This window comes from Pseudomonas brenneri (genome assembly GCF_007858285.1).
Classification (GTDB): domain Bacteria; phylum Pseudomonadota; class Gammaproteobacteria; order Pseudomonadales; family Pseudomonadaceae; genus Aquipseudomonas; species Aquipseudomonas brenneri.
The window spans coordinates 1-18,037 of record NZ_VFIL01000023.1 but is presented as its reverse complement, the minus strand read 5'-3'; the positions used below and the strand labels follow the sequence as shown (position 1 = coordinate 18,037).

Sequence of the window (18,037 nt, the reverse complement as noted above, 5' to 3'; positions counted from 1 at the left end):
AGCAGTAACAAAAAGCGCAAGTGATAATCATTAGCATGTATGGGTTTTTTGATTCAGCTAAAATTCAAGCGAATAGGCTTTCGTGAAAATCGTTGCTCATGATGGACGCCGATCTGCTTAATTAGCTTGTTATGCACGCCAGAAGAGTTGTTTTTTTCCACAAGGTGCATCCAATTGGACCCATTAAGTGGCTATCGCTAGTAAGATCGCGCTGCTCCTCAGTGAGCTTGTGATGGCCACTGATTGGATATGCCACAACGGAGAGCGGCCCCCCCTTCACTCGGTGAGCTTTTAACGCCCGCCGCTGTGAAGTGGCCGCTCGTGCTGATTTTATTAAAAGCCCAGGGCGGTATAACGGTAAATGAGGTCAGCTTTTCCACATCCGAGCGTCCAGACTTCACCTTATCTTACAGGTGATGCAATTGGCCCCACCTGCCCTATAGGCATCGTTTTTCCTACCCCTATAGTTATGGCTAGGCAGCGCGGTGCGGCTTTGATTCTCGTGCTATGGATTGCCGTAATTCTTGGCTTACTCATGGTTGGCGTGGTTACTTCTTTGCGACTTGAAAATCGACAAAGTCATTATGACTTGCAACGCAGCAGCGCTCTGCTAGCAGCTGAAGGCGGTGTCAATATGGCCGTAAAAATGCTTATGAGCGACGAGGATAGCTTGGGTGCTGATGGGGGGGAGCATTCATTCGATCTCGACGGAATTCGCGTCACATTGAGCGTACGAAGTGAGCACGGTAAGCTGGATCTGAATTTTTGTCGGCTTGAGCATTTTTCCAACTTGCTGCGGTTTATGGGGGCTACGGCGCAGCAGTCAGCATCATTGACCAAACAACTTTCGGAGCGGCGAGTTGTAGCTAAACCATTACGCGATCTGGAGGAGCTTTTGGACGTGACGTCGATCAGCGTGGACCTATATCAGCAAATCCAGCCGTACATCACCTTGTGGAGTGGAAGGGGTGTGCCCGATCCAGTATTTGCGGCCTCTCCACTAATTCAGGCCTTACAACTCGAAGTGCCGCTTGGTGTCGTGAGTAACCCTGGGTCCGTGATCAGTATTGAGTCCTCTGCTGAGCTGGCAGATGGGTTCAAGACCAGACTGCTTGCCACCGTTGCTCTTCGCTCTGCTCAAGAGCGGGGCGGACTGTACCGTGTTTACCGCTGGCAAGAGCGTTAGTCAGTCGACTTCTAAAAGAGGGCGGAGTGCCAACAAAGGCGTAAACTGTTATCATTTACAAAGCTGATGCGTCCCACCCCTTGGGACGCACCTCTGAACGCTAGGCAGAGTGACGAAATGGATGTCATCACCAACCTGATAAATCATCTCGTCGAACAAGGCCGGTTGAGTGTTGACGGTCTCGAGCAATTGGCTCGTATGCGCATCACGCATCCTGATATTACCGTACCTGAGTTGTTGGGCCGTTTAGGACTGGTGTCAGAGGCGGACCTTGCCGCTGCTTGGGCTGGCGTGCTGGGCTGGTCCCGGTACAGTGGGGGGGGGCTCGCAGACGAGACTGAAGAGCTTCCCTCGATACCGATACGTTTTCTTAAATACCACGCGGTAGTTCCCGTTGGGTTTTCTGCGGACAATGTGCTTGACGTCGTGGGTTCAAGGCCCGAAAACGACTATCCGTTCAAAGCCATTGAGTATGCGACTGGTCTGCGAGTGCAGCCTTTGGTGGGATTGCAGAGTGAGGTCGAGCAACTGATCGAACACTCTTACGGTCAAGGCCGAACGGCACTGGGATCACTGACCGATCACTTCAATGACGCTGTTCAACTGGATGATATTGATCATCTGAAGGATCTAGCCTCCGAAGCGCCGGTGATCAAACTGGTCAATCTGATCCTACAACGTGCTGTTGAATTGCTTGCTTCTGACGTGCATATCGAACCCTTCGAAAGTCGTTTGATTGTGCGTTACCGGGTGGATGGGCTGCTGCGAGAAGCGGAGTCTCTTCCTGTGAGTTCAGCAGCAGCCGTTATCTCACGCATCAAGATCATGGCGAAGCTGGACATCGCTGAGCGGCGTCTACCTCAGGACGGGCGTATTACCTTCCGAGTACAAGGACGGCAACTAGATTTACGTGTTTCAAGCCTGCCTACAAGCTTTGGTGAGTCGGTCGTCATGCGTTTGTTGGATCGGCAAACAATTGCGTTCGACTTCATTGATTTGGGCTTTGAAGGCGTGCGGCTTAAACGCTTTCTTGACCTATTACAGCGACCACACGGTATTTTGCTGGTAACAGGCCCAACCGGGTCAGGTAAAACAACAACGCTATATGCGGCCCTTTCGCGCCTCAATACACCCGAGAGAAAAATCATCACGATTGAAGACCCTGTCGAGTATCAACTCGATGGGATCAATCAAATGCAAGTCAAGCCGGGGATAGGTTTGGACTTCGCTGGTGCACTGCGTTCGATTGTTCGCCAGGACCCAGATGTGATCATGATTGGTGAAATTCGTGACTTGGAGACTTGTCGAATTGCCATTCAATCAGCGCTTACTGGACACTTAGTACTATCGACCTTGCATACCAATAGTGCTTGCGCCAGCCTCGCACGCCTGCTGGATATGGGAGCTGAGAGTTACATGCTGGCGTCAACTATCAGCGGTGTTTTGGCTCAGCGGCTCGTACGCAGACTGGACCCAGCTCAGTGTGAGTCCTTTATCGCACCAGATGCAGTAATTGCTGAGCATAAGCTTGATCAATATACCCTTGACCGGCCAATCAAACTGTACAGACCTAAGCTGAATGCTTCAAATGGTGGGTATCAGGGCCGTGTGGCCGTTACCGAGTTGCTTGTCATGTCAGAGGAGATCCGGGCGTTACTGATAGGCAAAGTTGACAGTGTCGCGCTTGAACAGGCAGCACGTATGAATGGGTTGCGTACCCTTTATGAGGATGGCCTGCGTTTAGCCTTGTCGGGTGTCACTAGCTTGGAGGAGGTTTTAAGGGTAACGCGGGATGAAAGCGCGGTGGTGACATGACGCTATTTCGCTATCATGTGCTGGATCGTGATGGACGCCGTTCAAGTGGGCAGCTGCAAGCGGCGACGCGTGATAAAGCGATCACTCAGTTGCAGGCGTATGGTTTTTTGATTCTTGAAATTCGCCCCGCTGTCGCTACTGTTTTTTTTGCGCCCCCGTTTCGAAAAACCGAAGTGTCGGCTGCTGAAGTAGTTCGCTTTACGCAACAGCTCGCCACTCTGCTGGATGCAGGACAACCGTTAGAAAGTGCGTTGGCGCTTTTAGCTCGCCAATCAGCAAAGCGCCCCCTTCGCGAACTGATCGGCAGGCTTCAGGAGTGCGTCAAAGGTGGAGGCTCGTTATCGATAGCAATAGCGTCAGAAAGCAGTATCTTTTCAAATTTCTATCTTAGCCTAGTTCGTGCCGGCGAGGCTGCAGGCATGCTGGCGCAAACATTGGTGCAGCTTTCACATTACCTGGAAAGAGCTCAAAGTCAGCGGGGCGAATTGGTCAGCGCTTTGATCTATCCAGCGTTTTTGGTAGCGGGAGTGTTGGGTTCATTGGTGTTGCTGATGACGTATGTGGTGCCACAGTTTGTTCCCATTTTCAAAGACCTTAACGTAGCGCTTCCCTTAATTACTGAACTCATCCTTTTTACAGGGGAGTCTCTCGTGCAGTGGGGAGTTTATCTTGTTCTGCTAGTTATACTCGGTAGTGGATGGATCGTGCGGTCGTTGCGAGATCCAAGTCGTCGGCTTCGGCTGGATGCGTACCTATTACGCCGAAGGGTCTTAGGTGTATTTTTACAAGGTGTTGAAACGGCGCGTTTTGCGTTGACTCTGGGAACCCTGCTGGAGAGGAAGGTTACGCTGTTGTCTGGGATGACAATTGCCCGACAAGTCGCCAGTAATCGAGCATTTCAGGGGGGGCTTGAGCGGGCTGCTATGCAGACTAAAGAAGGTGTATCGTTATCCGATGCATTAGAGCAAACGGGAGTATTCCCTGAGCTGGCGGTACAAATGATTCGAGTCGGTGAGCAGACAGGAAAGATGAGTGGCCTGTTATTAAAGCTTGCTGATATTTATGACCAAGAGACGCAACGTACGCTCAAGCGCTTTATGGCTGCGTTGGTTCCCATTTTGACCCTAGTCATGACTGCGTTGGTAGCCGTCATCATGCTGGCGATTATGTTGCCACTCATGAGCTTGACCAGCAACATTTAAGAATAAGGAACGGGTATAAAAAATGTCGCATCGATATCGTGTGAAAAGCTATCGCTATCGGAGTCAGGGTTTTACGCTGCTTGAAATGCTTGCTGTGATTGTACTTTTGGGCATTGTGGCGACACTCGTTGTTCGCCAAATCGGTGGCGGTGTTGATAAGGGTAAATACGGTGCGGGCAAGGCTCAGTTAGCGAGCTTAAGTATGAAAATTGAGAGCTACGCGATGGATGTAGGGAGTGCACCTGCACGTCTTGAGGATCTGGTACTTAAGCCCGCCAATGCAAACTCATGGCAAGGACCTTATGCCAAGAGAAGCGAGCTGCTGGACCCATTTGGTCACGCTTTCGGCTATCAGAACCCGGGTGAGCATGGCAGTTTTGATCTGGTGTTTTTGGGCCGAAACGGTACACCTGGTGGATCGGGTTTGGATGCCGACTTGGGAAGTTGGGAATAGCGTGCGTCAGCAGGGATTCACATTGCTCGAGATGTTAGCGGTACTGGTGCTGTTGAGTATCGCCTACACGCTGTTGGCAGCTGGGATCACTAGAGGGATTACCAGTGTACGAGAGCGTCAGAGCGTGACCGAGTTGATGCAAGGGATGCGTCAGGCAAGAGCTCAAGCCATATTTGAAGGTCGGCCGGTGTCACTGCATTTCGACTTGCTTAAGGCTTGTTATGGGGGCCAGCAGCGTCCGTTGCGTTGCCTAAATTCAAATTTGCAGCTGCGCGTAGAAGTGGCCGCAGCTTTGGCAGGAGAAACGGTTGCGATCACGTTTTACCCAGACGGTAGTTCCAGCGGGGGAAACGTTCGCGTGACGAGCGCTTCGGGTGAAGCGCGTATTGATGTGAGTTGGCTGACCGGCAATGTCAAGATTGTAGATGCAGTGCAATGAGGAGATCTCCCCGTTCACAGGATGGTTTTACTCTCATTGAAATGTTGGCAGCAACAACGTTGCTGGCTGTGATCTTCGGCATTGTTATGAATAGCATGGGGCAAGCCATGCAGGCGTACGCAAGGGACGAGGTTAAAACGCGAATGGGCTTAATGGCTCGATCCCTATTGGTTGATGTCAGCTCTACGTCTTTGGTGCCCGGCTTTACCAGCGGTCAGGAAAGTGGCATCGACTGGCGTTTGGAGTGTATAGCGATGAGCGAGCAGTCGGGCATCCAACTGCTTCATCTAAAACTCACCCTGCGACACGCAAGCGTTGTACAGAATTTCAGTACGCTTCGTGTGCAGCAGCTGAAATCTGGTCGGCGCTCATGAGGCGTATGGATGGTTTTACTCTGATTGAAGTAATGGTGGCCATCAGTCTTCTTGGCATGCTTTTAATCCTGGTAGCGAGCAGTCTGTTAAGTACCAATAGGACAGCTCAGAGTACCGAGCGTTATGCGCAAAAGCTTGAAGAGGTACGCGCATCTCAACGATTTTTACGAGACACGCTCCAAGGGGTAAAGGAGATTGCCTTGCCTGAGGAGAGGGCGCGAAAGTGGCTATTTGATGGTAGACCTAAGTATCTCCGGTTTATTGCTCCTGTCCCTTTAGGCGTTGGGGGGAAGTTGAAAATTCACCAGTTGGAATTGTTTAAAACACCCACCGGATATTCTGAATTGCGTGTCTCGTTTTTTGAGCTTGATGGCGTGCAGCCCTGGGGTAACCCACAGGTCTTAGCCAGAGAGGTGCGACAGATTCATTTTAGTTATTTGGGGTTAGATGAGATGCATCTCAAGACCGGTTGGATGTCGCAATGGCCGTGGCCTGAACGTGTGCCGCAATCCATTCGGGTAGATCTCGAAACGGGTGGACCTGTGCGATGGCCCTCGTTGACTGCTGCGGTACGTACAAGCCAAGCGATGGGCGCGACTCAGTGAAAGGGGAAGTATGATGCGCTGGCCATTAATTGACTCGTTTGCTGATCGGTTATGGAGGCACTGGAATAACACGCCGTTGTCGACTTTTTTTATGTGGTGGCGTACGGAGCTTTTGAGTTGTGTTCCTCTCTGGCTACGTGCGCGTGTGGGGGCGCAACAGTTACCTGAAGTGCTGCATTGGCCATTGCAAGAGTCTCTGCACTTTGAGGTCAATCGACCTGTCGTTATCTTGTTGCCTGCTGATCAAGGTTTGCTGTGTCACGTACAAATGCCTTTGCAGGTTGCGCGCAACCTTAAATCGGTTCTGGCCTTTGAACTGGATAAGTACACTCCGTTTACGGCAGAGCAAATCTATTTCGATACGCTGGTTATTTCCCCAGAAACGCATGAGATGCTACAGGTGTCACTTGTGGTTATAGCTCGTAGTCGCGTGGATGAGATTGTCCTTCAGGCTCAGGCACTTGGACTGCAGGTGGCCGGTGTCGATATGATGGATGAGGGCCGGCGCGCGCAGGGTATAAACCTATTACCAGCACCGCACCGTGCCAATCGGGTGAGGCGCATGATGCACATCACTTACGGGCTCACAATTGGCATTTCGCTAATCACATTGCTCATCCTGACAACATGGTTGGCTAATCGTGAGCATGTGCTTGAAGAGATGCGTCAGCAGGTGGCGTCGCTGCGCAGTCAAGCCATGGAAGTTGATGAGATACGTAAACAATTGAGCACACGCACGGAGATGGAAAATACCTTGGATCTGCAAAACAGACAAAAGCAGACAAGTGTCTCGTTTCTCAAGCAGCTCACAGTATGTATACCGCCAGATACCTGGCTTGAGCAGTTGGAAACCCGTGCTGATGGCTCTATTACTTTTAGTGGGTTAAGCCGACACGCAAACGCTTTGCCTGCTGCATTGATAAGTTGTGCAGGCCTTGCAAAGGCGGTATTTCAGGGGGGCATCCAACCCGATCGAGAGTCGGGATTAGAGCGTTTCACTATCATGGCTCAGCATTCCAATGTTGAAAGGTAGGAGCATGAAGCTCTCTTCCCGCGTACAACGGTATATCGCAATTGCCTTGGCTATGTTGGCGGGTGTTTTTCTGTATTTTTTTCTGATCCACTGGTGGTTGGTGGCGCCATTGCAACGAATCAATGAGGAAGAGCATGCTCTTCAGGCATCGTATCAGCGGTTCTCAGCGTTGGTGGCACAACGGGAGGAACTTCAAGCTCGGCTGGACTTACAGCGCCAGCATCCTCTATCGAGCCGTGGCCTGCTAACAGCAAGGGAGCCAGAAGTAGCTATGTCCCAACTGATGCAGTTGATGTCTGAGCGTCTGTCACTTGAGCCGGCGACCGGTATTTCCTGCAGTGTTTTAAATCGTGTTCCCCAAATAGGTGTTTCTGAGGGGCCGCTTGTATCGGTCGCGGTGAGTGTTGACTTGGAGTGCGGTATTGAGTCTCTGACTGGCACACTTCATAGACTGGAAAGCAAACCACCTTACTTGCTGATAGATACTCTAAGTATTCAGCGCCTAGTCTCTCAAGACACCACTCAGTCCTCATCGGGAAGGTTATCAGTTAAGCTGCAAGTCCGCGGATATCTAAGCATCTCACCGGCTGTTGGCCATGAGTGAGCGCTTATACATATATAAAGTATTAGGGCCGATGATCGCGATTACATTCGCGCTGTTGGCGTTATTGGGATTATTACTAAATGGTCTCGGAACGAGTGTTCAGTGGCCAGATTTCACGGCGCGCACTTCAGCCCCTTTGGTAATCTCCACGGCTCAGGTGGCAACACCACAACCGATTTCAATGCTCCAGGATTATTCGCAGGTTTGGGCGCTACCGTTATTTAACAAAGAACGTACGCCTGACGCAGTAAATGCTGCGCAAGAGAATATTGCCCCAGTGCCAGCGCTCGATAGCTTTTCGCTCACTGGTGTAGTTGCAAGTGAAGAGGTAAGGGTCGCATTGCTCAAAGAAAATAGCGGGGATGTGTTCTCCGTTCGTGAGGGACAGGCGCTTCCCAATGGCTGGCTGGTCGAGCGCATTGACCAACGGCAGGTTGAACTCGTGCATGGAAAAATTCGGCAAACTTTGCAAGTTTCAAGCCCTAGGTTACCGATGGAACTCCCGTGAACTCATTATCGTGTATCGTCATCAAGGATCGTATTTAGTGGTCAATCGTTTGGCTCTTTCCTGTGTTGCAGTGATGTTGCTTCAAGGCTGCATGAACCCGATCCACTCCCCCCAGCAAGACGATCGCCTAATTCGCGAAGGGCTGGCCGGCACGGAGGGGGATGGTGCATTACCTACCGCGATGAGCCCCGTTGCGGTGGTTCAAAGCGCACAAGTGTCTCCTCAGCCACCTAAGCAACAGATTGTGCGCGGTAGCCAACAGTTTGTAGGGAGTATCGCTGCACGTCCGGAACGCAAGGTAGAGGCTGGACATAGTAAGGTAACTTTTAACTTTTCCAACCAGCCTATTGCGGCGGTGATCAATACTATCTTGGGAGATTTGCTAAAAGAGGATTACAGCATTTCTCAGGGAGTCACTGGTGATGTGTCATTTTCTACCGCCAAACCAGTTGATAGAAATCAAGCTTTGGCGATTTTGGAAACATTGTTGTCTTGGACCAACAATGCTTTGGTCCGACAGGGCTCACGCTACTTGGTGGTACCAGCCAGTCAGGCAGTCGCTGGTCAGTTGACTCCGCAACGTCTTATGGCCGCCCCAGAAATTGGGTTAAGTGCCAGGTTGTTTACCCTGGACTACATCTCTGCGGTGGAAATGCGAAAGCTGCTGAAACCATTCGCGCGAGAAAACGCATTTCTCTTGGTTGATCCTGCCCGCAACACCTTGGTCATGGCCGGTACGGCCGATGAGCTGAGTAATTATCAAGATACCATCGATACTTTTGACCTAAATTGGCTTAAGGGCATGTCGATAGGTGTCTTTGGTTTACAACGAGCAAGCGTGACTGAACTGATGCCAGAACTGAATCAGTTATTCGGTCCTCGCAGCGGTACACCTCTGGCGGGAATGGTGCGCTTTTTACCTATTGAGCGAACTAATGCGATTGTGGCAATTTCATCCCAGCCTGAATACCTGACTGAGGTTGGTCGTTGGATCGACACCATTGATCAGGGTGGTGGCTATGAACCGCAGATGTATGTTTACGATGTACGAAATATGAAGGCGGCAGATCTGGCGCGGTACCTTCGACAGATTTATACCAACAAGGGAGTAGAGCATTCAGAGCCAGCTCGGGTTGCCCCGGGTTTACGTACGGTGACGCTGTCTTCAGGTAAAAGCATGGGGGGAGTCAGTGGTGGTTTATCGTCCTCCACTGGGGCCAGTGCGGAACTGGAGCCAAGAACCGATTCAACGGAAGAAGAGGAGTTGCTTGAAGAGCAGGGCGAAGAAGCTGGTGAGGCGTTGACAGCGAGTCAAGAAGACTATCCCGTGCGCATTACAGCGCAAAAAAGTAGTAATCAACTACTGGTGCGCTGTCGTCCGACGCAATGGCAGGAGATCCAGGCGGCGATTCGTAGGTTAGATAATCCTCCGTTGCAGGTACAGATTGAAACTCGGATTCTTGAGGTCGGTTTGACCGATGGAATGAATCTGGGTGTCCAATGGTACCTTGGCCGACTCGCCGGTAACTCTACGACTCCTGGCATCCAGAATGTTTCAGGCAGCCAGGGGGCGCTCGGTGCGGGGGGCGCGGCACTTAAAGCCACTGATACCCTGTTCTACTCCTTTGTCAGCAACAACCTCCAAATCGCGCTCCATGCGCTAGAAAGTAGTGGTAATACGCGTGTGCTCTCAGCGCCATCCCTTGTGGTAATGAACAACCAGAGCGCTCAGATTCAGGTGGGCGACAACATTCCTATTAATCAGACAACCATCAATTTGGATAACACATCAGTCACTACCAGCAGTGTGCAATATGTGCAGACTGGCGTGATTCTTAACGTGGTGCCTCGAATAAACCCCGGTGGCTTGGTTTACATGGATATTCAGCAACAGGTCAGTGATGCGAGCAAAATCGTAGACACCAACGGAAATCCAAGCATTTCAACTCGATCTGTTTCCACGCAAGTTGCAGTTCAAAGTGGGCAAACGGTGTTGCTAGGTGGGTTAATAAAACAGGATGAGGCACAGAGGGACAACCGCGTGCCATATTTGGGGCGTGTGCCAGGATTAGGGTGGCTTTTCAGCGATAAGCAGTCTAGTCGTGGTCGTACTGAGTTAATCGTTCTGATAACACCTAAAGTAATAGCGGACGGGAGTAGTGCGCGGCAAGTCACCGATGAGTATCGTCAGCAGCTGCAGTTGATGACTCCCCTCAGACAAGAAGCCGTTGGCACTGAACGAAAGCAGGTCCAGTAGAGTCTGTTGACGTTTAGCCGGAACGACATAGGAAGAAGAGCAAACCTGCAAGTTTGCAATGCACCGCGTGATGCTCAGTGACGAGTTCATTTATACCAAAAAAAGTAAGGGGCCGGCGAACACACCTTCCGAACCTGGCCGATAAGGGTGATTGTGTCCGCGTATTTTATGCGGACGCAATTACCCTTAACGCCAGGATCGCCATGCGTGAACGTAAGTCCTACACAAAATCCTTCAAGAATGCGAGCAGCCCGGCGTTTCCGTGGCAGCCATTGCGATGAGTCATGGTATCAACGCTAATGTGGGCAATAGCTGAAAGACATGAAGTAGTTGGGAACGCATCTCATTTGCGATAATTTTGCTCAAGCCCCTCCGAGCGTAGTACATAAATAGATATCATCACAAATCCAAATTGAGAATAAAACAGAACAAAGTTATTTTGGAGTAGTAGGATTTGAACAGCTAACTCGGCAGCGCATGCTCGTTACGATAGCAGAGACTTTAATAAATTATGAGAGCTTGCAGTGTAGTACCACGCCATGCGCTTTACGGCGAAATTTTGATAATGGTCGCTTTGTTGTCATGAGCGAAAATCACTCTATAAGCTTCCAAGGATTTTTGATTCAGACTGCCTTCGCAGTAAATGCCTGTATCTGTTTTAAATTAGATGATTTACTTGATTTGCCGGGCAGGAAATCTTGAGGTTTTATATCCACTCAAAACAAGGAATGAAAATGAGTTTATCAATAGACGGCTTCAAAAAAGCTTCGAAAAGTAAAATGAGAATATTTTTGGGTTACAGCGTGGTTAATTATGTAGGCGCTAAAAGGCTCACATTTTGTACTTTTGCTTGCATCAGTATTATCGCGAGCTTGTTCGCATCTCAAGCCAGTGCAGAAAAACTTCCGGAAAACACAGAACCCAATCCACTTTCCCTCGGAAGCACAAGCACAGGACAGGTAGAAAGCGTTGACCCTTGGAGCGGAAATCTCACAGTTCGCCATAAAGACTTAGAGCTTCCAGGTAATGGTGGCCTCGATATTCAGGTGTGGCGAACATATGACATGAATTCGGCGTCAGCCCAGCTTTTATCTAGTCATAATCAATCTTATAGATGGACTGCTCTTGGACCTGGCTGGACACTAAGTGCAGCGCCAAAAATTAGCATTCATAGTCGCTTTCAGTTGATAACTCATAGAAATTCTCCCCCAACGGTTTACTACGCCCCTCATGCGTTAATACGAGTTTGTGCCGGCGAGGGAGTTATGCCGGCAGGTGTAGAAACAACCATGCTGAATATAGAGTTGCCGGGCGGAGGCAATGAAAGACTATATAGGACAGGTAACTATCGAGCTCTAACAAAGTCCGGCTGGAAATTAGACTGCTTGAATAACAATGTGGCGCTGAGTGATCCGAAAGGTGTGGTCTACGATTATGGTCCCATTTCAGATATTAAAGTAGGACGGGTTTTCATTTCTGATGCCGAGCGGTCAGTAGATGTTGGAGATTATCTTTCACCTCTTCCGAGCAGAACAGATACTTATATGCTTGCAAAAAGTGCAAGATCGCCGAATGGAAATTTATTGAATTTTCACTATCAAGGTTTAGGCGATGCGATTCCTTTGTGGACAATGCCAGGGACCAATAAAAATCCGCGATTTATAGTTGGTGGAAGCCCTGCAAGTATAGAGAGCCCTTCACAACAACTAACCGCCATAACCTCGAATGATGGGAGGCAGGTTAAGTTTTCTTATGCTCCAGACACAGGTCGCCTAATCTCAATGAGTGCAGATGATCGGGTTTGGAAATATTTCCATCTTACACCCGATGCCATGAACTCCCGAAATCTTTCCAAAGTAATATTGCCAGATGGTAATTTTTGGTCGTACTCCTATGCTCCAGGCGCTTACACCACAGTTCGAGAAGTGGAGGATACGATACCATTGAACTCCGAATCTCTCGCAATTAGAAAGCTCATAAGTGTAACTTATCCAGCGGGTGGAACATCAAACTATGAGTATACTTTTTCAAATTTTAACACGACAGTTAGGACTATTTGGAATCAAAGAAAATTCTACGTTGGTGGCGAGCGAATCAGTAAAAGGAAACTTTCCAGTGGTGAGGAGTGGAAGTATACTTATACACGTGGGAGCAGTGGCATACATGACATCACTCAGGTATCGGGTCCAGAAGGAGTTACTAGTTATAAGTTTTTTGGCCCAAGCTTTAGTCTTACAAACAACATTTGGCGGGTAGGTAAGGTCGCCGAAAAAAAATATTCTAATGGTAGCATTGAAACTTATAGTTGGGATCCTAGAGTTTTCATTGATATCTCTACAGATCTGATTGAGTTAGGTATATTTAACGATGAAAAAACCTGGGTGGCAGATTTAACAAAAACAACAATTGTTCGGGATGGCGCGACTTACACCACTACTTATGCAGGTTATGACGCTTACGGTAATCCAGGGAGTCGGACCGAAACAGGACCTAATGGTGGTAACCGCACAACAACCTTCACGTACTTCAATGATCCCAATAAATGGATTATTGGACGCCCTAAAAATGAGACTTCCCCTGGCCGAATAATTACTCGTACCTACGACGCCAACGGTAACGTGCTTACTCAGGTCCTCAATGGCGTGACTACCTCTTACACCTACGATGCCCAAGGGAACCTTGCGAGCAAAACGCTGCCTCGTGGCGACCTCTATACCTATTCCAATTACAAGCTAGGTGTGGCGCAAAGTGAAACACAGCCTGAGGGCATCAAGATCACGAGGTTGGTGGACAATGCAGGCAACGTGATTTCTGACACCAATGGTGAAGGCTTCACCACTCGATACACCTACGATGGTCTGAGAAGGGCCACCTCCATTATCCCTGCACTGGGTAACACCACCACGATCAACTACACCCCAACCAGTAAAACCCGAACGCGTGGTCCACTGATCGAGACCGCCTTGCTGGATCCCTTCGGGCGTGAAGCCAGTGTCACGGTCGGCGGAGTCACAACCAAACACGAGTATGACGGGTATGGTCGGATTACCTTCGACTCCAACCCAGGTGTCCTCATTGGTACCCGTTATGAGTACGATCCACTGGGCCGTAAGGTTCGCCAGACCAACGCTGACGGTACCGTCCAAACCATTAGCTATGGGCCCGGCACCCGTTCGGTGACGGACGAGCGTGGCAAAGTCACCACCTATACCTACCGCGCGTACGGCGACCCAGACAAACCCCTATTGATGGCCATTACGGCCCCAGAGGCCTCTGCCAATGTCACTCTTGAGCGCAGCCCCGGTGACCTGATTACTGCTGTTACACAAGCAGGGCTGAAGCGCACCTATGGCTATGACAGTCGCAACTATCTCATCAGCGTTACCAATCCAGAAACCGGCGTCACCACCTACGGCCGTGACATCGCAGGCAACATGACGACTCGTCAGGTGGGGACTTCTGGTATCACCCGCTATGCGTATGACGGACTGAACCGCCTTACCTCTACCACCTATCCTGGTGCCACTCCCGCCATCACCAACACTTACAACAAAAACAGCAAGTTGCTGACCAGCAATGCAAGTGGCGGTAATCGCAGTTTCGCCTATGACGCCGCAAGTAATCTGATACAGGAAAGTCTTGCACTGGACGGTCGACTGTTTACGACCAAGTACGCCTACAACGGCAATGACCAGCTGAGCAGCGTGACGTATCCACAGTCTGCTCGCGTGGTCAATTACACCCCGGACGCCCTGGGCCGCCCCACAACCGTTTCAGGTTACATCACAAATATCAAATACTGGCCTTCAAGCCTGCTCCAGAGCATCACCTACGCCAACGGGACGGTCTCAACCTATGGGCAAAATAACCGACTATGGCCCACTAGTTTTTCGACCCAAAAAGTCACCCCAGCCAGTCTCCACCTCAACAACACGTATACCTATGATGGTATCGGTAATCTGATCACCATTAACGATACGCTGGATGGTAACTTCAACCGTACCCTGGGTTACGACAACATCAATCGATTGACCAGCGCGGCCGGTTTCTGGGGCCAAGGCAGTATCGCTTATGACGGCGGCGGCAATCTGCTCAAGCAAACCCTTGGACAATCGAGCCTCACTTACACCTACGACACCAAAAACCGATTAAGCACCGTCAGTGGCCTGCGAGCCAGTAGCTATGGCTACGATGTCTACGGGAACATTAGCTCCAGCCAGGGCAACGCTTACACCTACAACGATGTCCCCAACCTCACCTGCATCAACTGCAGCAACCCGGCAGCCAAAATCGAATACAGCTACGACGGACTTAATCACCGCAGCGCAGTGATTAAAGCCAGTGGCAAGGTATATGAGATGCATGATTCGGGCGGAAAACCATTGATCGAGGTGAATGGGAACACACTCACCGAATACTTCTACATCGGTGACAAGCGCATCGCGCAGCGGGTGAGCCCATGAACCGTCGCCAAGGAGAAACCTACATGGACGTACTGAAGAACCTGGGCAAACAACTCAGCGTGGTCTTCCTGGCATTGGTGATAAACACCGTCGCCCTTGCCGACACTGTCACCTATTTCCACAACGACATTTCCGGAAGCCCACTGGCCGCATCAGATGCGGCCGGAAATCTGCTCTGGAAAGAAAACTACAAGCCATATGGCGAGAAGCTCAATCAGTCGGCGCCCAGCAGCAGCAACAAAATCGGCTATCACGGCAAGGCCTTTGACGACGCTACGGGTTTGTCATACATGGGAGCCCGTTACTACGACCCTGTGCTGGGGCGCTTTATGGGGATCGATCCCGTTGATTTCCAGGCAGATAACCTGCATAGCTTTAATCGCTATACTTATGCCAACAATAATCCATACATGTATGTGGATCCGGATGGGAGGATGGCGTTTCTTGCTATACCGGTCTACGCACTGCTCACGGCATTGGCGGCATCTGCTGCAGTAGATTCACTTTCAAAGAGCGGGAGTGCGAGCGGTAGTAACAACTTCAATACCGGAGGAAGTTCCTACTCAGGCACTGACATTGGTAACTCTGCCAACTGGTCCACTGGTAATGTTCAAAATGAGTTGGTTGATACAAAAAAAGGTGACTCAAAACTCGACGAAAAGATCGGTGGCAATGACCAAGCGCCAGCAACTACGACTCCAAGTCGTGAAAAAAATGTTCCTAACCGTGGTGCTCCTGGTGAGGTCAAAGTCGGTGAACGGCGAACTAGAGAGTATGGGAATGATGGCCGGCCGATACGCGACTACGATAAGCCACATCAAGGTTATGATCGTCCGCATGTCCACGAATGGCCCGGTGGCGTCAGAGAGCATCCAGGTCGTGACTATTCACCTTGGCCTAGGGAATGAGGAGTTTCTATGGATAACTGGAAGCGTTTGACAGAAGCTACAATTGATGGCATTCAAGTCGATTCAACAAAAAAAGAAGTTTTAATCAACATTACATGCATGTGGGGAAGTATAAAACGCAAACAGATTATTGCTAAGGGGGTTCAAGACTTTACGGTAAACGAAATGCGACTATCAAATATCATTGACCGTGTTACTAGGCTCTACGCCGACCCTCCTCAAGAATACGAGACGGCTAGACGCGTCTTCCTGATGATCAGAGGGCACGAGCCTAGTATTAGCGATTTGGAATGGCCTACACTTTTGGATTACTTAGAAAAAATCCGTCAAGGCACTCTGACTTTTATAGAAATTGAACCCGTCTATGGTGCGACTATAACACTGTTAGCAGAAAGCATTCAATTGGAGTCGGCTGAAAAATAAGGCTTGATCTGCGGTCGTACTAGAGGGATATTAGTTACCTCTAGTACGACCGAACAGCTATCTAATCTCATATAAGAATCTACACAAGCACAGACTTAAACAAACATCAATGATCGAATTCCTAGCGAAAGTCCCTCCTCAAATTAACAAAGAAAAACGTTAACGCCTAAAGAAACATAAAACTATAAATCCAACCACCTTCTCTACTTACTTGTTTAAAGCCTTAAACTATTGAGAGCCCTGCATTAAAAGTATCGAACTTTCCGCACCCTCTATAACATAAATATTACTCGCCAATTAAATAAACACAGAGGAACTTTTTATGAAAGAGAATCCTTTATCCCCTTCCGAAGGGTTTACTCGCTAGAATAGGTGATAAAACTATATGGAAAAATTTCAAACTGAATAAAAATCAAACTTAACACCGTCTACCAAAGGGAGCAAACACACATTAATTAATATAAAAACCGAACAACTAACACCACTACTAACATACGATCGTAACGCCCATGGAGTCCATTAGGCTAACCAAACATCAGCAGAGCTGACTTTTGAGTCATGGTACCTATGTCGAGAGACTGGAAAAACAGACAAACGTCTTTATTGGGATTTCCCTGAAATTCCACAGAGGAGGTTGTTTCTATTTAACTGAATACGAGTTAGGATTTGAGTACCTACGGTACCGTATTAGGATGTTCAAAGAGTAGGTGGCGGGAACGAGAACCTATACCCAGAAAGGAAATAACTTGTCTCATGGAAAATATTCAAATAATTGATGGCTGTCCGTAACGCTTCTGCAGCTCGTTGTATCCCCACTTCAAGAACCTCATCGACTGTCGCCGAATGTGCTCCAATTTAACCCTGGGTCACGGTCTGTAAACATCGACCGATGGCAAAGCAGCCAGGCTTTGAACATCTAAACTTGGTGTGTGCATTGACAGAGGCTTGGGTGGAATGAAAATCACTGGTCGTGTAGAAGTCGAAACTGTGACTGACGTGCGTTGTGACGTATGCGATAGCTCTACCCGCCTAGGAAGCGGCAACTTGGAGTATGGGATCCTCCAGGCTCATTGGGGCTATGGTGCATTGCATGACGGCGAACGCTATGAGGTGCATCTCTGTGAAACCTGCTTTTTGGCTACCCTGGCTTATATCAAGCAGGTGCGACGAACAGCGCACATGCTTGAGACTGACCCTCGATCATCCGGAGACGATTTCGGGCGAGTCTCCAAGGATGACTTTTTCCGAGATAGTCGCTGACTGAAAGCCGTAATCAGGTCATCTATTTCGGCTTCTTTGGCCTGGATGACGGCGACTCTATGTACTGACGGAATGATCGCATTAAGTCTTCGTCGGTCGCCTTTGGGACAGGCACGCGTCGGGTGGATTTAGCTGGGGTTTTCTCTTCTGGCAGGGCAATACGCTTCAGCACTAAGCGCTCCGTCTCAGTCGCCGAAGAATCAAAAACCCTTGCCTGCACACGCTGGTCGCGATCTGCCCGTGTGAAGCTCACTACGTTCGACTTGTACTCAACGGGTAAGTCAAATGGGCAACGCAGGTCCAAGCGCTTGCTGGATCCTCTGCTGATCGCCTCCAACTGCAGGTCTTCGACATCTCTCGCGTTGCTGGTGTACGCACTGTGAATCGCCCCGGATTCTCTAGACACCTTGCAAGCTCATTGCGTAACGCTTTTCAAACTCTACCGGTGACAGCTGATTGTTGAAACCATGGCGGCGTTTTGCGTTGTAGAACATCTCGATGTAATC

The 18,037-nt window shown here is 49.6% G+C and carries 15 protein-coding genes; 14 read left to right on the top strand and 1 reads right to left on the bottom strand.

The annotated features are described in order from the left end of the window. Nucleotides 1-502: 502 nt before the first annotated feature. The 14 genes from FJD34_RS27915 to FJD34_RS27850 all read left to right on the top strand — a co-directional run bounded on the left by FJD34_RS27915 (nt 503) and on the right by FJD34_RS27850 (nt 16,271). Entirely contained in the window at nt 503-1,186 is a 684-nt protein-coding gene (locus FJD34_RS27915) for a type II secretion system protein GspK (RefSeq protein WP_223232767.1), read from the top strand. Between the two features lie 117 nt (nt 1,187-1,303). Continuing rightward, entirely contained in the window at nt 1,304-3,001 is a 1,698-nt protein-coding gene (locus FJD34_RS27910) for a GspE/PulE family protein (protein WP_090293239.1), read from the top strand. Further along, nucleotides 2,998-4,203: a type II secretion system F family protein gene (locus FJD34_RS27905; protein ID WP_090292546.1), complete on the top strand. Its 1,206-nt coding sequence runs from the start codon at nt 2,998-3,000 to the stop codon at nt 4,201-4,203. The genes FJD34_RS27910 and FJD34_RS27905 overlap by 4 nt, the downstream gene beginning before the upstream one ends. A 22-nt stretch (nt 4,204-4,225) precedes the next feature. Continuing rightward, nucleotides 4,226-4,657, top strand: a complete 432-nt coding sequence (gene gspG / locus FJD34_RS27900; protein ID WP_090292548.1) for a type II secretion system major pseudopilin GspG — start codon at nt 4,226-4,228, stop codon at nt 4,655-4,657. Next, nucleotides 4,632-5,096, top strand: coding sequence for a GspH/FimT family pseudopilin (locus FJD34_RS27895; protein WP_223232765.1), 465 nt, complete (start codon nt 4,632-4,634; stop codon nt 5,094-5,096). The genes gspG and FJD34_RS27895 overlap by 26 nt, the downstream gene beginning before the upstream one ends. Continuing rightward, entirely contained in the window at nt 5,093-5,470 is a 378-nt protein-coding gene (locus tag FJD34_RS27890) for a type II secretion system protein (protein WP_090292552.1), read from the top strand. Before FJD34_RS27895 ends, FJD34_RS27890 begins: the two co-directional genes overlap by 4 nt. A gap of 5 nt (nt 5,471-5,475) precedes the next feature. Beyond that, nucleotides 5,476-6,075, top strand: a complete 600-nt coding sequence (locus tag FJD34_RS27885) for a prepilin-type N-terminal cleavage/methylation domain-containing protein (protein WP_090292553.1) — start codon at nt 5,476-5,478, stop codon at nt 6,073-6,075. A 10-nt stretch (nt 6,076-6,085) separates the two neighbouring features. Next, nucleotides 6,086-7,108, top strand: a complete 1,023-nt coding sequence (locus tag FJD34_RS27880) for a type II secretion system protein GspL (RefSeq protein ID WP_149830670.1) — start codon at nt 6,086-6,088, stop codon at nt 7,106-7,108. 4 nt (nt 7,109-7,112) lie between these two features. After that, nucleotides 7,113-7,712, top strand: coding sequence for a type II secretion system protein GspM (gene gspM / locus FJD34_RS27875; protein ID WP_157695992.1), 600 nt, complete (start codon nt 7,113-7,115; stop codon nt 7,710-7,712). Further along, nucleotides 7,705-8,220: a pilus assembly protein PilP gene (locus FJD34_RS27870; RefSeq protein ID WP_146552294.1), complete on the top strand. Its 516-nt coding sequence runs from the start codon at nt 7,705-7,707 to the stop codon at nt 8,218-8,220. The genes gspM and FJD34_RS27870 overlap by 8 nt, the downstream gene beginning before the upstream one ends. A gap of 73 nt (nt 8,221-8,293) precedes the next feature. Further along, entirely contained in the window at nt 8,294-10,477 is a 2,184-nt protein-coding gene (gspD, locus tag FJD34_RS27865) for a type II secretion system secretin GspD (RefSeq protein WP_174553317.1), read from the top strand. Between the two features lie 734 nt (nt 10,478-11,211). Then, entirely contained in the window at nt 11,212-14,940 is a 3,729-nt protein-coding gene (locus tag FJD34_RS28600) for a hypothetical protein (RefSeq protein WP_223232766.1), read from the top strand. 23 nt (nt 14,941-14,963) lie between these two features. After that, entirely contained in the window at nt 14,964-15,848 is an 885-nt protein-coding gene (locus FJD34_RS27855; RefSeq protein WP_090292560.1) for an RHS repeat-associated core domain-containing protein, read from the top strand. A 9-nt stretch (nt 15,849-15,857) separates the two neighbouring features. Continuing rightward, nucleotides 15,858-16,271: a hypothetical protein gene (locus FJD34_RS27850; protein ID WP_090292562.1), complete on the top strand. Its 414-nt coding sequence runs from the start codon at nt 15,858-15,860 to the stop codon at nt 16,269-16,271. Between the two features lie 1,658 nt (nt 16,272-17,929). Here the strand turns inward: FJD34_RS27850 and FJD34_RS27835 are convergent. Continuing rightward, a partial coding sequence (locus tag FJD34_RS27835) for an IS3 family transposase (RefSeq protein ID WP_130926105.1) occupies nt 17,930-18,037 on the bottom strand: 108 nt, incomplete at its 5' end.

Coding starts and splice junctions, on each gene's coding strand:
- FJD34_RS27905 (WP_090292546.1), top strand. CDS start 2,998: ATGACGCTATTTCGCTATCATGTGCTGGATCGTGATGGACGCCGTTCA.
- gspD (WP_174553317.1), top strand. CDS start 8,294: ATGTTGCTTCAAGGCTGCATGAACCCGATCCACTCCCCCCAGCAAGAC.
- FJD34_RS27870 (WP_146552294.1), top strand. CDS start 7,705: ATGAGTGAGCGCTTATACATATATAAAGTATTAGGGCCGATGATCGCG.
- FJD34_RS27855 (WP_090292560.1), top strand. CDS start 14,964: ATGGACGTACTGAAGAACCTGGGCAAACAACTCAGCGTGGTCTTCCTG.
- FJD34_RS28600 (WP_223232766.1), top strand. CDS start 11,212: ATGAGTTTATCAATAGACGGCTTCAAAAAAGCTTCGAAAAGTAAAATG.
- FJD34_RS27910 (WP_090293239.1), top strand. CDS start 1,304: ATGGATGTCATCACCAACCTGATAAATCATCTCGTCGAACAAGGCCGG.
- gspG (WP_090292548.1), top strand. CDS start 4,226: ATGTCGCATCGATATCGTGTGAAAAGCTATCGCTATCGGAGTCAGGGT.
- FJD34_RS27850 (WP_090292562.1), top strand. CDS start 15,858: ATGGATAACTGGAAGCGTTTGACAGAAGCTACAATTGATGGCATTCAA.
- FJD34_RS27890 (WP_090292552.1), top strand. CDS start 5,093: ATGAGGAGATCTCCCCGTTCACAGGATGGTTTTACTCTCATTGAAATG.
- FJD34_RS27885 (WP_090292553.1), top strand. CDS start 5,476: ATGGATGGTTTTACTCTGATTGAAGTAATGGTGGCCATCAGTCTTCTT.
- gspM (WP_157695992.1), top strand. CDS start 7,113: ATGAAGCTCTCTTCCCGCGTACAACGGTATATCGCAATTGCCTTGGCT.
- FJD34_RS27880 (WP_149830670.1), top strand. CDS start 6,086: ATGATGCGCTGGCCATTAATTGACTCGTTTGCTGATCGGTTATGGAGG.
- FJD34_RS27895 (WP_223232765.1), top strand. CDS start 4,632: ATGCCGACTTGGGAAGTTGGGAATAGCGTGCGTCAGCAGGGATTCACA.